The 14,979-nt window shown below is 65.0% G+C and carries 13 protein-coding genes; 6 read left to right on the plus strand and 7 right to left on the minus strand.

What is annotated here, in order from left to right; genetic code table 11:
- Positions 1-47 precede the first annotated feature (47 nt).
- Both H7A86_RS11365 and ppsR read right to left on the minus strand, forming a co-directional pair.
- Positions 48-557, minus strand: coding sequence for a DUF1249 domain-containing protein (locus H7A86_RS11365; RefSeq protein WP_104582542.1), 510 nt, complete (start codon positions 555-557; stop codon positions 48-50).
- Positions 558-757: 200 nt separating this feature from the next.
- A complete protein-coding gene (ppsR, locus tag H7A86_RS11370; RefSeq protein ID WP_024939184.1) occupies positions 758-1,579 on the minus strand; it encodes a posphoenolpyruvate synthetase regulatory kinase/phosphorylase PpsR in 822 nt (273 codons plus the stop codon).
- A gap of 142 nt (positions 1,580-1,721) precedes the next feature.
- Here ppsR and ppsA point away from each other — a divergent pair, with 142 nt between their 5' ends.
- Positions 1,722-4,100 carry a phosphoenolpyruvate synthase gene (gene ppsA / locus H7A86_RS11375; RefSeq protein ID WP_119131895.1) on the plus strand — a complete coding sequence of 793 codons (2,379 nt, stop codon included), beginning with the start codon at positions 1,722-1,724 and terminating at the stop codon, positions 4,098-4,100.
- On the plus strand, positions 4,100-5,062 hold the full coding sequence (locus tag H7A86_RS11380) for a mechanosensitive ion channel family protein (RefSeq protein ID WP_119128714.1): 963 nt from the start codon (positions 4,100-4,102) through the stop codon (positions 5,060-5,062). Before ppsA ends, H7A86_RS11380 begins: the two co-directional genes overlap by 1 nt.
- A 191-nt stretch (positions 5,063-5,253) precedes the next feature.
- Here H7A86_RS11380 and orn read toward each other — a convergent pair whose 3' ends face one another.
- The 3 genes from orn to mntR form a co-directional block, all read right to left on the minus strand.
- A complete protein-coding gene (orn, locus tag H7A86_RS11385; RefSeq protein ID WP_104582713.1) occupies positions 5,254-5,838 on the minus strand; it encodes an oligoribonuclease in 585 nt (194 codons plus the stop codon).
- Between the two features lie 70 nt (positions 5,839-5,908).
- Entirely contained in the window at positions 5,909-6,418 is a 510-nt protein-coding gene (gene tadA, locus H7A86_RS11390) for a tRNA adenosine(34) deaminase TadA (protein WP_119131894.1), read from the minus strand.
- Between the two features lie 2 nt (positions 6,419-6,420).
- Positions 6,421-6,888, minus strand: a complete 468-nt coding sequence (gene mntR / locus H7A86_RS11395; protein WP_024939187.1) for a manganese-binding transcriptional regulator MntR — start codon at positions 6,886-6,888, stop codon at positions 6,421-6,423.
- 143 nt (positions 6,889-7,031) lie between these two features.
- On the opposite strand from mntR, the gene H7A86_RS11400 reads away from it, so the two are divergent.
- The 4 genes from H7A86_RS11400 (at position 7,032) to H7A86_RS11415 (ending at position 11,573) form a co-directional block, all read left to right on the plus strand.
- Positions 7,032-8,378: an Nramp family divalent metal transporter gene (locus tag H7A86_RS11400; protein ID WP_119131893.1), complete on the plus strand. Its 1,347-nt coding sequence runs from the start codon at positions 7,032-7,034 to the stop codon at positions 8,376-8,378.
- Between the two features lie 226 nt (positions 8,379-8,604).
- Entirely contained in the window at positions 8,605-9,429 is an 825-nt protein-coding gene (locus tag H7A86_RS11405) for an alpha/beta fold hydrolase (RefSeq protein ID WP_119131892.1), read from the plus strand.
- A 345-nt stretch (positions 9,430-9,774) separates the two neighbouring features.
- On the plus strand, positions 9,775-10,902 hold the full coding sequence (locus H7A86_RS11410) for a Cache 3/Cache 2 fusion domain-containing protein (RefSeq protein ID WP_104582536.1): 1,128 nt from the start codon (positions 9,775-9,777) through the stop codon (positions 10,900-10,902).
- A 44-nt stretch (positions 10,903-10,946) separates the two neighbouring features.
- Positions 10,947-11,573 (plus strand): DUF8082 domain-containing protein, encoded by a 627-nt coding sequence (locus H7A86_RS11415; protein ID WP_119131891.1) that lies wholly within the window; start codon positions 10,947-10,949, stop codon positions 11,571-11,573.
- A gap of 168 nt (positions 11,574-11,741) precedes the next feature.
- Here H7A86_RS11415 and guaA read toward each other — a convergent pair whose 3' ends face one another.
- Both guaA and guaB read right to left on the minus strand, forming a co-directional pair.
- Positions 11,742-13,307, minus strand: a complete 1,566-nt coding sequence (gene guaA / locus H7A86_RS11420) for a glutamine-hydrolyzing GMP synthase (RefSeq protein ID WP_119131890.1) — start codon at positions 13,305-13,307, stop codon at positions 11,742-11,744.
- A 130-nt stretch (positions 13,308-13,437) separates the two neighbouring features.
- Entirely contained in the window at positions 13,438-14,895 is a 1,458-nt protein-coding gene (guaB, locus tag H7A86_RS11425; RefSeq protein ID WP_016903541.1) for an IMP dehydrogenase, read from the minus strand.
- Between the last annotated feature and the right edge of the window lie 84 nt (positions 14,896-14,979).

A 14,979-nucleotide genomic window follows, 5' to 3' on the forward strand; every position in this document is an offset into this window, starting at 1 on the left:
CGAGCGCATCAGTATGACCGATGCCGCCCAAGCGGCGTGGCGCAGACTCAGCCGGCCGCGGCCTGCGCACCGGGGCGCGGTGGCGCCACGTACTCGGCATCCAGGCGCAAGGTGGCCACGCCATGGCCGCGCTCGGCCAGATAATCCAGCCACTTGCCCAGGAAGGTGTTCATGCGCATGCGGTGGCTGATCAGCTCGGCCGGCGGCGGGAACAGGCCCATCACGTCCTGCCAGCGACGGCCGACATAGCAATGGGTGGTCTCGGCCTGGCGGGCATCGCGGTACAGCCGCACATAGGCCGACGGGTCCGGCTCGCCGGTCACCGGGTCGCACAGGTCGTAGGTCAGCCGCAGCTCGACCGTGTAGCGGTGGCATTCGATCACGTCCAGACGCAGGTCCAGGCCATCGCCTATCGAGGACACGTAGGAGCCCGGAGCGAGGTCGGCCGGTGCGAACAACCGGGTCAGGTGCTGGAAGTTTTCTGCGTACAAGCCCATCAGCCAGCCGAACCGGCTCAACTTGGGGATGCGTTCGAGTTTACTCAGTGCTTGCGCCATGAACCGATCCTACACGCTGCGCTGCCGCACGGGCAGCATTGACGACCGGCCACCGGCAGGCCTACCTTGGCGGAGCACTGCCCCGCCCGCTGTGTTTCCTTGACGCTTGCCGACAAACCCTGATTACCCCACGGCAAACCGGGATCCTGAACGCGCCACGCAGCGCCCCAATCCCCAATCCCGCCACACCCATCCCCGCCTCAAAACATCTCGCGTTGCAGCCCCAGCGTGGACAACACCTTGCTGGAAATCTCCTCGATCGAGGTATTGGTGGTGCTCAAGGTCGGAATGCGCTCCATCTGGAACATGCGCTCGGCGGTGGCCACCTCGCGCCGGCAGGTCTCCGCCGCGCTGTAGCGTGAATTGGCACGCCGCTCCTGGCGGATCTGCTGCAACCGCTCCGGGTCGATGGTCAGGCCGAACAGCTTGCTGCGGTAGTTGCGCAGGCGCGGCGGCAGGCGCTCGTTTTCCAGGTCTTCCTCGGTCAACGGATAGTTGGCGGCGCGGATGCCGTAATGCAATGCCAGGTAGATGCAGGTCGGCGTCTTGCCGGCGCGCGACACCGCCACCAGGATCACGTCGGCCTCGTCGTAATTGAGTGCGATGCCGTCATCGTGGCTCAGCGCAAAGTTCATCGCGTTGATGCGGCGGTGATAGGTCTCAAAATCCACCATGCCGTGCGCACGCCCCACCCGCGAATGCCGCGGCGCATTGAGCTCGCGCTCCAGCGGTTCGATGAAGGGCGCGAACACGTCCAGCATCAGGGCGCCGCTTTCGGCCAGGATCATGCTCAGTTGGGGGTCGACGCAGGAGTTGACCACCACCGGGCGCACCTGGTACCGCTCGCCTGCCGCGCGCACGCGCAACGCCGCATCGCGCGCTTTTTCTGCATCATCAATGAACGACATGCGGTCGGTGACAAAGTTGAATCCGCTGAACTGCGTGAGCAGGCTATGCCCAATCGTTTCAGCGGTGATACCGGTTCCATCGGAGACGTAGAACACCGGCCGAATTGTTGACATCAAGACCACCTCTTTGAACTGGTGTCCAAAACTTACGGGTTCATGCTTGTGCAGATTCCGCTGTGCACTGCATCATAGCGGCTTCTTCCTACGGACGCGGCCATCCAGCCCGCTCGGGCGATGGCCATACGGAGCATCGCGCTTGAACGAGAATATCCTGTGGTTGCATGAGCTACGCCTGGCCGACCTGGCCCGCGTAGGCGGTAAGAATTCCTCGCTCGGCGAGATGATCGGCAACCTGGCCGGGCTTGGCGTTTCGGTTCCCGGTGGATATGCGACCACTGCCGAAGCTTTCAAGGACTTCATCGCGCATAACGATCTGTCCAAGCGCATCTTCGACAGGCTTGCAACGCTGGACGTCGAAGACGTTGGCGCCCTCACCATCGCCGGCAAGGAAATCCGCGGCTGGGTGATCGATGCGCCGCTGCAACCGGAACTGGACCGCGACATCCGCACCGCCTACGCACAGCTGTGCGCGGAAAACGGTGGCGGCGAGGTGGCCGTGGCGGTGCGTTCGTCGGCCACCGCCGAAGATCTGCCCGATGCCTCGTTCGCCGGTCAGCAGGAAACCTTCCTCAATGTCACCGGCGCCGACGATGTCGTGCACAAGGTCAAGGAAGTGTTCGCCAGCCTCTACAACGATCGCGCGATCGCCTATCGCGTGCATCATGGCTTCAAGCACGAAGACGTGTTCCTGTCGGCCGGCGTGCAGTTGATGGTGCGCTCGGGCGTGGGTGCGGCCGGCGTGTTGTTCACCCTGGACACCGAATCGGGCTTCCGCGATGTGGTGTTCGTCACCTCCAGCTTCGGCCTGGGCGAGATGGTCGTGCAGGGCGCGGTCAACCCGGACGAGTTCTATGTCTACAAGCCCACGCTGACCGCGGGCAAGCCGGCAATCCTGCGCCGCTCGCTCGGCAGCAAGGCGATCCGCATGGTCTATTCGGACGTGCCCGGCGAGCGCGTGCGTACCGAAGACACGCCGGTGGAATTGCGCAGCACCTTCTCGATCAGCGACGAAGACGTGCAGGAGCTCTCCAAGCAGGCGCTGGTGATCGAAAAGCATTACGGCCGCCCGATGGATATCGAGTGGGCCAAGGACGGTGTCAGCGGCAAGCTGTTCATCGTGCAGGCACGCCCGGAGACCGTGAAGTCGCGCAGCCATGCCACCCAGATCGAGCGTTTCTCGCTGGAAGCCAAGGACGCCAAGGTCCTGGTCGAGGGCCGTGCGGTGGGCGCCAAGATCGGCAGCGGCGTGGCCCGCGTGGTGCGTTCGCTGGACGACATGAATCGCGTGCAGGCCGGCGACGTGTTGATCGCCGACATGACCGATCCGGATTGGGAGCCGGTGATGAAGCGGGCCTCGGCCATCGTCACCAATCGCGGCGGCCGCACCTGCCATGCAGCGATCATCGCGCGCGAACTCGGCGTGCCGGCCGTGGTCGGTTCGGGCAACGCCACCGACGTGATCAGCGACGGCCAGGAAGTGACGGTCAGCTGCGCCGAAGGCGATACCGGCTTCATCTACGACGGCCTGCTGCCGTTCGAGCGCACCACCACCGACCTGGGCAACATGCCGCCTGCCCCGCTCAAGATCATGATGAACGTGGCCAACCCCGAGCGCGCGTTCGACTTCGGCCAGCTGCCCAACGCCGGCATCGGCCTGGCACGCCTGGAAATGATCATTGCCGCGCATATCGGCATCCATCCCAACGCGCTGCTGGAGTACGACAAGCAGGACGCCGACGTCCGCAAGAAGATCGACGCCAAGACCGCCGGCTACGGCGACCCGGTGAGCTTCTACGTCAACCGCCTGGCCGAGGGCATCGCGACGCTGACCGCCTCGGTGGCGCCGAACACGGTGATCGTGCGCCTGTCGGACTTCAAGTCCAACGAGTACGCCAACCTGATCGGCGGCACGCGCTACGAGCCGCATGAAGAGAACCCGATGATCGGCTTCCGTGGCGCCAGCCGCTACGTCGACCCGTCCTTCACCAAGGCCTTCTCGCTGGAGTGCAAGGCGGTGCTGAAGGTGCGCAACGAGATGGGCCTGGACAACCTCTGGGTGATGATCCCGTTCGTGCGTACGCTGGAAGAAGGCCGCAAGGTGATCGAGGTGCTGGAGCAGAACGGGCTCAAGCAGGGCGAGAACGGCCTGAAGATCATCATGATGTGCGAGCTGCCGTCCAACGCGTTGCTGGCCGATGAATTCCTGGAGATCTTCGACGGTTTCTCGATCGGCTCCAACGACCTGACCCAGCTGACCCTGGGCCTGGACCGCGATTCGTCGATCGTGGCGCATCTGTTCGACGAGCGCAATCCGGCGGTCAAGAAGCTGCTGTCGATGGCGATCAAGTCGGCGCGTGCCAAGGGCAAGTACGTGGGCATCTGCGGCCAGGGGCCGTCGGATCACCCGGAGCTGGCCGAGTGGCTGATGCAGGAAGGCATCGAGTCGGTGTCGCTGAATCCTGACACCGTGGTCGATACCTGGCTGCGTCTGGCCAAGCTGAAGAGCGAGAGCTGATGGGTATGCTGGGTGCAGTGGCGGCGGCGGCTGGAGCCGTCGCCGCAAGGCCGGTGGCGGCCAAGGCGGCGGAGCCGGCGTTCAACTGGGCAAACATCCCGTGGGCGCAGTACGTGCTCAACTGGGGACTGGCCCTGCTGATCGTGGTGGTCGGCATGTGGCTGGCCAAGCAACTCAGCCAGTGGCTGCACCGTGCGCTGACCCGCGCGCGCGTGGAGATCACGCTGACCAACTTCCTGCGCAATGTGCTGTATGCGTTGTTGCTGGTGCTGGTCTTCGTCACTGCGTTGAGCAAGATCGGTGTGCCGCCGACCTCGCTGATCGCAGTGCTGGGTGCAGCCGGCCTGGCGGTTGGTCTGGCGTTGAAGGATTCGCTGTCCAATATCGCTGCAGGCGTGATGCTGATCGTGCTGCGGCCGATGCGGGATGGCGACCACGTGGTGATTGCCGGCCAGGAGGGCATCGTCGACGAGATCCGGATCTTCCAGACGCGGATCCGTTCGTTCGACGAGCGCATGATTACCCTGCCCAACAGCACGATCACCACCTCGCCGATCGTCAACTACAGCACCCTGCCCAACCGGCGCCTGGAAGTGACGGTGGGCGTGGGCTACGGCGACGATCTGAAAAAAGCCCAGCAGCTGTTGCTGCAGATTGCCAAGGACAATCCGAACCTGCTGGAGTCGCCGGCACCGTTCGTGCAGGTCACCAATCTGGGCGAAAGCACGGTGGACCTGATGTTGTTCGCCTATGCGACCAACGGCAATTTCGGCGCAGCCAAGAGCACCACGCTGGAACAGATCCGCAACCAGCTGCTGGAGAACGGGCTCAATATCCCGTATCCGCAGCGCGACCTGCACGTGTACCACCACGATGCCGACGGCAAGCCCATCTCCGACCTGTTGCTGAAGGGCATCGCCGACGATGGCGACCTGAGCAAGGGACCGTCGCTGGCACGTTGACGCGCTGGATGGCGTGATGGAAAAGCAAAAGGCCGCATCGAAGGATGCGGCCTTTTTGCTGGATGCGCTGGCACCGTGTGCGTCTGGCTACGCAGTCAGCGGCGAACCGCGCGCGCTGCTCGGCGCACGCAGGTCGCAACTGGACACCGTCAACACGCCACGCCCACCGCGTGCAACACCGCAGCCAGCACTCAGCCCTGCGCCTTTGCCTGGGAATCGCCACCCAACGCGCCCATGAACTGGCGGTAGTGACGCAGCTCGTCGATCGAATCGCGCACATCGCTCAGGGCGGTGTGGGCCGAGCTCTTGGCAACCCCATTGGCCACCGTCGGTGCCCACCGCCGTGCCAGCTCCTTGATGGTGGACACGTCCAGGTTGCGGTAATGGAAGTAGCGCTCCAGGCGCGACATCTGGCGGTGCAGGAAGCGGCGATCCTGGCAGATCGAGTTGCCGCACATCGGCGAGGCGCCGGCGCGGATCCACTCGCTCAGGAAGGCCACCGTCTGCGCTTCGGCCTGGGCATGGGTGACCTGGCTGTCGAGCACACGCTGCCACAGGCCCGAACGGCGGTGCTGGTTGCGGTTCCATTCGTCCATGGCTTCCAGCGTTGCCAGCGGATGGGCGATGGCCAGTTCCGGCCCTTCGGCAAGCACGTTCAACTGCGCATCGGTCACGATGGTGGCGATCTCGATGATGGAATCGCGATCGGTATCCAGGCCGGTCATTTCCAGATCGATCCAGATCAGTCGGTCGTTGCCTGCAAGGGTGTCTGCCATGTCGCCGTCCTGTGGAGGGCCGTCGCCGGCCAGATGCTGAAGGGCGCGCATCATACCGCGGCCGCGCCGCTCAGGGCGCGAGGGGCGGCTTGCCACGCTTGGCCCTGAAGTAATTGGTCAGCCGCAGCCCCGCCTCGGCGGCCAGGACGCCACCACTGACCTGCACGCGGTGGTTGTGGCGCGGGTCGGCGGGCAGGTCGAACACGCTGCCGCAGGCGCCGGTCTTGGGGTCGCTGGCAGCGAATACCACCCGGGCGATACGCGCATGGATCATCGCCATTGCGCACATCGCGCACGGCTCCAGCGTGACGTACAGCGTGCAACCGATCAGCCGATGGTTGGCCAGGCGGCGGCCGCCTTCGCGCATGGCCATGATCTCGGCATGCGCGCTGGGATCGTGGCTGGCGATATTGAAGTTCCAGCCTTCGCCCAGCACGTTGCCCTGCGCATCGACCAGCAGCGCGCCGACCGGGATCTCGTCAAAGTCGCGTTCGGCACGCTCGGCCAGCTGCAGGGCGCGTTGCATCCACTGTCGGTCGATAAGCGCCTGCGCCGCGTCGACCGACGTCTCCACCGGCATGCTCACGCGGCGCTGCCGCCCTGGCGATCCAGGAAGGCGGCGAACGCGGCCACGGTGGCTTCGCTGACATGGTGCTCGATGCCTTCGGCATCGCGCCGCGCGGTGGCCTCGTCGATGCCCAGCGCAAGCAGGAAGCGTTCGACGATCTGATGGCGCTGCCGGCTGGACGCGGCCAGCGCCTCGCCGGCCGGGGTCAGGAACACACCACGATACGGGCGCTGCACCACCCAGCCGTCGCGCACCAGCCGCTTGAGCATCTTGGCCACGGTCGGCTGGGCCACGCCCAGGCGCGCGGCGATATCGACCTGGCGCGCCTCACCGCCGTCGACCAGCAGATCGGAGATCAGCTCCACGTAGTCCTCGACCAGCTCGGCGCGACGCGCCTCGCGCACCTGACGGAAGCTCTCCATGTGCACCTGCGCGTCGATCAGCGCCGGCGCGGCTGCTTCCAGCTTTTCGCTCTTGCCCACCCTCATCCCCGTCATCACGTCCGGCGCCAGTGCCGGGATGCGTAGTTTGAAGCACGCAGCCGATCATTACGATTTAAATTGCCAATGCTCAACAGCATAGCAGTTGCTATATCATCCGTATGACCCTAGCCAGCCTGCCCCGCATGTCCGCCGATCTCCGTCCCAACGCAGCCCTGCCACTCCCCTCGCCGGCAGCGGCCCATGGCGGGCTGGGCGACCACCACGCCAGCGTCGCCGTGCCCAAAGGAGGCCATTGGTGGTTCCGGCTGCTGGCATTTCTGGGCCCGGGCTACATGGTGTCGGTCGGGTACATGGACCCGGGCAACTGGGCCACCGACCTGGCCGGTGGCTCGCAGTTCGGCTATCTGCTGCTGTCGGTGATCCTGTTGTCCAACCTGATGGCGATCGTGCTGCAGAGCCTGTCGGCACGGCTGGGCATCGCCACCGGGCTGGATCTGGCGCAGGCCTGCCGGGCGCGTTATCCGCGCGGGGTGAACCTGGCACTGTGGGGCATCTGCGAACTGGCGATCATCGCCTGCGACCTGGCCGAGGTGATCGGCACCGCCATCGCGTTGAAGCTGTTGTTCGGCATTCCGCTGACCGTGGGCGCCATCATCACCGCGGTGGACGTGGTGCTGGTGCTGCTGCTGATGAATCGCGGTTTCCGCGCGCTGGAAGCGTTCGTGATCGCGCTGCTGTTGATCATCTTCGTGTGCTTCGGCATCCAGATCGCGCTGGCGGCACCACCGATCGCAGCCGTGCTGGGCGGCTTCATTCCGCGTGCGCGAGTGGTCACCGACCCGCATGCGCTGTATCTGGCGATCGGCATCATCGGTGCGACGGTGATGCCGCATAACCTGTACCTGCATTCGTCGATCGTGCAGACGCGTGCGTACCCGCGTACCGATGTGGGCCGCAAGTCGGCGCTGCGCTGGGCGGTGACCGACAGCACCGTGGCGTTGATGTTCGCGCTGTTCATCAATGCCTCGATCCTGATCCTGGCGGCGGCGGTGTTTCATGCGCAGGGCCGTACCGATGTGCAGGAGATCGAACAGGCCCATGCCCTGCTCGCACCGATGCTCGGCGTGGGCCTGGCCTCGACGCTGTTTGCCGTCGCGCTGCTGGCTTCCGGCGTCAATTCCACCGTCACTGCCACGCTGGCCGGGCAGATCGTGATGGAAGGCTTCCTGCAATTGCGCTTGCCGCCGTGGCTGCGCCGTCTGCTGACGCGTGGCATCGCCATCGTGCCGGTGGTGATCGTGACCTGGCTGTATGGCGAGGCCGGCACCGCGCGGCTATTGGTGCTGAGCCAGGTGGTGTTGTCGATGCAGCTGCCGTTTGCGGTGATCCCGCTGGTGCGCTTCGTGTCCGACCGTGCGTTGATGGGCGCGCTGGTGGCACCGCCCTGGCTGGTGCGCATCGCCTGGGTCATTGCGACGGTGATCGTCGGCCTGAACCTGAAACTGCTCTGGGATACCGCGCTGCAGTGATCCATCCTAGCGACCCGCCGCGGTGATCCGCCCGTGCGGTCGAGGCTGATGCGCTGGCGGCGCCTCGCAGATACCGAATGCACAACAGCCGACGCCGGACGCCGCAGCTTTCTCATCTCCGGCACGGCCACCGTGGCAGCGTTGCCGCTGCCGGGCTTGGCCAGTGCTGCCCCGGCGTGACGCACTCACCCCACCGCCCCAACCGACCAACAACGGAGTCAAGCCGATGTCCAATTTCGTCACCCGCCCCGACGGCGCCACCATTTTTTACAAGGACTGGGGCAAGGGCCAGCCGGTCGTGTTCTCGCACGGCTGGCCGCTCAGCGCCGATGCCTGGGATGCGCAGATGCTGTTCATGGGCCAACAGGGCTTCCGCGTGATCGCGCATGACCGCCGCAGTCATGGCCGCTCGTCGCAGACCTGGGACGGCAACGACATGGACACCTACGCCGACGACCTGGCGGCGGTGATCGAAACGCTGGACCTGCAGGACGCGATCCTGGTCGGCCATTCCACCGGCGGCGGCGAAGTGGCGCATTACGTCGGCCGCCATGGCAGCAAGCGCGTGGCCAAGGTGGTGCTGGTCGGCGCGGTGCCACCGCAAATGGTCAAGAGCCCGACCAATCCCGGCGGCCTGCCGATGAGCGTGTTCGACGGCATCCGCGACGGTGTGGCCAAGGACCGCTCGCAGTTCTATCAGGACCTGACCACGCCGTTCTTCGGCGCCAACCGCGATGGCCACAAGGTCACCCAGGGCATGCGCGACGCGTTCTGGATGCAGGGCATGCTGGGCGGCCACAAGGGCCAGTACGACTGCATCCAGCAGTTCTCCGAAGTGGACTACACCCCGGACCTGGAGAAGATCGACGTGCCCGCACTGGTGGTGCATGGCGACGACGACCAGATAGTGCCGATCGACGCATCCGGCAAGCTGTCGGCCAAGATCATCAAGAACGCCGAACTGAAGATCTACGCCGGCGCTCCGCATGGCCTCACCGTGACCCACGCCGATCAGTTCAACCAGGATCTGCTGGCGTTTGCAAACGCCTGACCTGGTTCGATTCGGGTTACTGAGCCGACTCGCGAGAGTCGGCTTTTTCGTGCGCTCCTGCTTCGCATCGCCCGTTCGAAGTGCACAAGATCCACTGCGCCGTTTTTTCCTGCTCACGCCCATTCCGCCGCGACCTGCAACAAGGTCGAGCCTGCTTGAACGCCCGGCCACATGGCACACCTGCCGCGCTGCCAAATCGATCGCCTTGAGCTATCGTATGCACCGCCAGCGGCGTGGGGGCCGCTTCAGCATCGTGTACAACCGCCGATAACGGCTAGGTCCGACCGCTGCCGGGGGGCTGCGGCGCACTCGATCCAATCACTAAACGCGTCCAGGGGAATTGCGATGCTTCGTCACTCTTTGCGGGTGCGCCTGCTGTTGCCGGTGCTGGCCTTGGTGCTGGTCGTGGTGGCGGCACTGACGGTCATTCTGGCCATTACCGAAGCGAACCGGGTCAGGTTCGAGGCCGGCGACGCGATCGAGCGCCAGTCGGTGTCCCTGCAGACCTTGTTCTCGGTCACCCGCGCGATGATGCTGGACCGCGTCAATTCCTCTATGCGCCAGCTGCGCAAGGAAGCCAACGCACACGGCGCTGCAAGCATCGGCAACGAAGTGCGCGTAGGCGAGCGCAATGCCAACGACCTGCTGCTGGGCCAGAAGGCGCAGGCCAACGACTTCGACATGCTCGACGATGTCACCGCCATCCACGAAGGCACCGCCACGCTGTTCTCGCGTACCGGCGATGACTTCGTGCGCATCTCCACCAACGTCAAGAAGGACGACGGCAGCCGCGCCATCGGCACCGTGCTCGATCCCAACGGCCAGGCCGCCGCCAAGCTGCGCAACGGCGAAAGCTTCTACGGCGTGGTCGACATCCTCGGCAACCCGTACGTCACCGGCTACGAGCCGATCTTTGCCGGCAACGACAAGCGCGTGATCGGTGCCTGGTACGTCGGCTACAAGGCCGACACGCAGGCGCTGGAAAACGTGGTCAGCAGCCGTCGCGTGCTCGACTCCGGCTTCATCGCCGTGTTCGACAGCAAGAACACGCTGCGCTTCCAGTCCACCACCGGTGCCACCACCGACACCGCCACCATCGAGCGGATCGTCAAGGACACGCCGGACGACTGGGTCGTGACCAAGCAGGAAGTGCCGGACTGGGGCTTCACCCTGGTCTCGGCCTATCCCAAGAGCGACGTCAATGACGTGATCGTGCGCCAGTCGCTGTGGATCGCCGGCATCGGCCTGCTGGTCTGCGCCTTGCTGCTCGGCCTGCAATGGGCGTTGATCTGGAGCCGCGTGCTGCGCCCGATCCAGCACCTGACCACCGTGGCCGAAGAGCTGAGCCTGGGCAAGTGGAACCACACCATCGACGAGGTCAACCTCAAGGATGAAATTGGTACCCTGGCGCGCGCCATCTCCCGCCTGTCCAACAGCGTGCGGCTGGCGATGGAACGGCTCAGCAAACGCTGAGCCCCGCGCACCCACTTCGTACCAGATGATGCAAGGAAGACGCCATGTCCACTGAATTCCGTCCGCTGATCGACGTGCTGCGCGAGCTCAAGGCGCTGGCACTGAAGAAGGCGTCCGGCTTTCTGTTCGTCGTCACCGAGGAGAACCACTCCTGCATCGTCCGCCTCAACGCCGGGCAGATCGAAGAAGTGGTGTTCCGCATGTTGCGCAATGACGAGGCGGTACAACGCCTCACCATGGTCAACGCGGCCAAGGCCCGCTTCCAGGCCGACCCCGGTGCCGGCATGGGCAAGCCGTCCCTGCTGAGCGACGACGCGCGGCAGTGGTTGATGGGCGGTTTCGAACAGGATCTGGGTGGTGCGCCGGCTGGGCCGCGTGCGCCAATTGCACCGGCACGCGTGACGGCTGCAGCAACGCCTGTCGCGGCACCGGTCGCGTCACCTGCATCCGTCGGCGGCGGATCTGCACCCGACGAGCGCGTCCGCGATGCACTGGAGAAGGTCGCGTTGAACTACCTAGGCCCGATCGCCGGCATGCTCTGCGACGAAGCCTGGGACGCATCGAGCGACATCGAACAGGTGCTCAACCAGCTGGGCGCCAACCTCTCCACGCCGCAGGAAACGCAGAAGTTCATGGCCGATGCGCGCGTGGCGCTGGCCAAGGTGCGCTGAAGAAGATCGGCGGCGGCGCGGCACAGTACAATCGACGTCGACATCTGCAAGCGCTACGCACTGCTTTCCAGCACGGCGCGCAACTGGCGATGCACCACTGAACGCAAACCTGTCGGCTAACTACACGCCCTGACGAAAAGGCGCCTCGCGGCGCCTTTGTCGTTCAACTCACTCCCACTCGATCGTCGCAGGCGGCTTGCCGGAGATGTCGTAGACCACGCGCGAGACGCCGCGCAGTTCGTTGATGATGCGGTTGCTGACCGTGCCGAGGAAGTCGTACGGCAAGTGTGCCCAGTGTGCGGTCATGAAGTCGATGGTCTCCACCGCGCGCAACGCGATCACCCATTCGTAGGCGCGTGCGTCGCCGACCACGCCCACCGATTTCACCGGCAGGAACACCGCGAACGCCTGGCTGGTCTTGTCGTACAGATCGGCCTTGCGCAGCTCTTCGATGAAGATCGCATCGGCCTTGGCCAGCAGTTCGGCGTATTCGCGCTTCACTTCGCCCAGGATGCGCACGCCCAGGCCCGGGCCTGGGAACGGATGGCGATACACCATCGTACGCGGCAGGCCGAGTTCGACACCGAGGCGGCGTACTTCGTCCTTGAACAGCTCGCGCAGCGGTTCGACCAGGCCCAGCTTCATGTGCTCGGGCAGGCCGCCGACGTTGTGGTGGCTCTTGATCACGTGCGCCTTGCCGGTCTTGCTGCCGGCCGACTCGATCACGTCCGGATAGATCGTGCCCTGCGCCAGCCACTTGGCGTTGGCCAGCTTGTTGGACTCTTCGTCGAAGATCTCCACGAACAGGTTGCCGATGATCTTGCGTTTGGCTTCCGGGTCGCTGACGCCTTCGAGCTTGGCGAAATAGCGGTCGGCCGCGTTGACGCGGATCACCTTCACGCCCATGTGCTCGGCGAACATCGCCATCACCTGGTCGCCTTCCTGCCAGCGCAGCAGGCCGGTGTCGACGAACACGCAGGTCAGCTTGTCGCCGATCGCCTTGTGCAACAGCGCGGCCACCACCGACGAATCCACGCCTCCGGACAGGCCAAGGATCACTTCGTCATCGCCCACCTGCTCGCGCACGCGCGCGATCTGGTCGTCGATGATGTTGGCCGCCGTCCACAGCGTCTGGCAGCCGCAGACATCGACCACGAAGCGGCGCAGCAAGGTCTGGCCCTGCAGCGTGTGCGTCACTTCCGGGTGGAACTGCACGCCGTACCAGCGCTTGTCCTCGTTGGACATCGCCGCCACCGGAATGCGGTCGGTCACTGCAGTGACGGTGAAACCCGGCGGCACCTGCGACACATGGTCGCCGTGGCTCATCCATACGTTCAAACGCGACGAACCTGCATGGTCGGTCAAGCCTGCGAACAAGGCATCGCCTGCCACCACATCGACTTCGGCATGGCCGAATTCGCGCTGGTCGGCGGCCTCAGTGGCACCGCCCAGCTGCGCCGCCAGCGTCTGCATGCCGTAGCAGATGCCGAACACCGGCAGGCCGCTGTCAAACACTTCCTGCGGCGCGACCGGCGCACCCGGCAAGGTGGTCGACTCGGGACCACCGGACAGGATGATGCCCTTGGCACCGAAACCGGCAATCTCCGACGGGTTGTGATCCCAGGCCCAGATCTCGCAATACACCCCGATCTCGCGGATGCGCCGCGCAATCAGCTGGGTGTACTGCGCGCCGAAATCGAGGATGAGGATCTTGTCGCTATGGATGTTGGTCATTGAGAGCCGGATTGGGAATTCGGGATTGGGGATTTGCAACAGCGGAATGGCAGCGATGCACCCTGCCGAAGGAGATGCGGCGGGCTGTTACGAATCCCCAATCCCGAATCTCCAATCCCGCGGATGGGCATCAGCCCATCCGGTAATTCGGCGGTTCCTTGGTGATCTGCACGTCGTGGACATGGCTCTCGCGCTGGCCGGCACCGGTGATGGTGACGAACTTCGGCTTGGTGCGCATTTCCTCGATGGTCGCGCAACCCACGTAGCCCATCGTCGCGCGCAGGCCGCCGATCAGCTGATGGACGATGCCGCCGACCGGGCCGCGATACGGCACGCGCCCTTCGATGCCTTCCGGCACCAGCTTGTCGGCATCGCTGGAATCCTGGAAATAGCGGTCCTTGGACCCCTTCTCCATCGCGCCCAGGCTGCCCATGCCGCGGTAGCTCTTGTAGCTGCGGCCCTGGAACAGTTCGACCTCGCCCGGGGCCTCCTCGGTGCCGGCGAACAGGCCGCCGACCATCACCGTGGAGGCGCCGGCAACCAGTGCCTTGCCGATGTCGCCGGAATAGCGGATGCCGCCATCGGCGATCAACGGAATGCGGTCCTGCAGCGCCTCGGCAACCATGTCCACCGCGGTGATCTGCGGCACGCCGACACCGGCGACCACGCGCGTGGTGCAGATCGAGCCCGGACCCACGCCGACCTTGACCGCGTCGGCACCGGCGTCCATCAGCGCCAGCGCGGCATCGCCGGTGACGATGTTGCCGCCGATCACCTGCAGCTGCGGATACGCCTTCTTGACCCAGGCCACGCGATCAATGACGCCCTGCGAATGGCCGTGCGCGGTATCGACGATGACCACGTCCACGCCCGCCGCAGCCAGCAGTTCGATGCGCTGCTCGGTATCGCCGCCCACACCGACCGCCGCGCCGACCAGCAGGCGCGTGGACCCGTCCTTGGCGGCGTTGGGGTTGTCGGTCTTCTTCTGGATGTCCTTGACCGTGATCAGGCCGCGCAGCTCGAAGCTGTCGTTGACCACCAGGATCTTTTCGATGCGGTTGCGGTGCAGCAGCTCCAGCACTTCTTCGTCACTGGCGCCTTCGCGCACGGTGATCAGGCGATCCTTCTTGGTCATGATGTGGCGGACCGGATCGTCGAGCTTCTTCTCGAAGCGCATGTCGCGGCTGGTGACGATGCCGACCAGTTCGCTGCCATCCACCACCGGCACGCCGGAGATGTTGCGCGCGCGGGTCAGCTTGAGCACCTCGCCGATGGTCGTGTCCGGGCTCACCGTGAACGGCTCGGTGATCACGCCGGATTCGAACTTCTTGACCCGGGCGACTTCGCCGGCCTGCTGCGCAGGAGTCAGGTTCTTGTGGATGATGCCGATGCCGCCCAGCTGGGCCATGGCCACCGCCAGGCGGTGTTCGGTCACTGTGTCCATCGCGGCCGAGAGAATCGGCAGTTTCAGGCGCAGATCGCGCGTCAGCCGGGTTTCCAGGCTGACGTCCTTGGGCAGGACGATCGAATGGGCGGGGACGAGGGAAACGTCGTCGTAGGTGAGAGCTTCAGCCTGGATGCGGAGCATCGGCGGACCCGAGTTTGGGGAAGCGCGGCATTTTACCCTGAAAGCCTTCACGAAGACACAACGCGACTGCAATGCAGCGTTACG

Origin of the sequence: Xanthomonas euroxanthea (genome assembly GCF_903989455.1) — a bacterium.
GTDB classification, from domain to species: domain Bacteria; phylum Pseudomonadota; class Gammaproteobacteria; order Xanthomonadales; family Xanthomonadaceae; genus Xanthomonas; species Xanthomonas euroxanthea.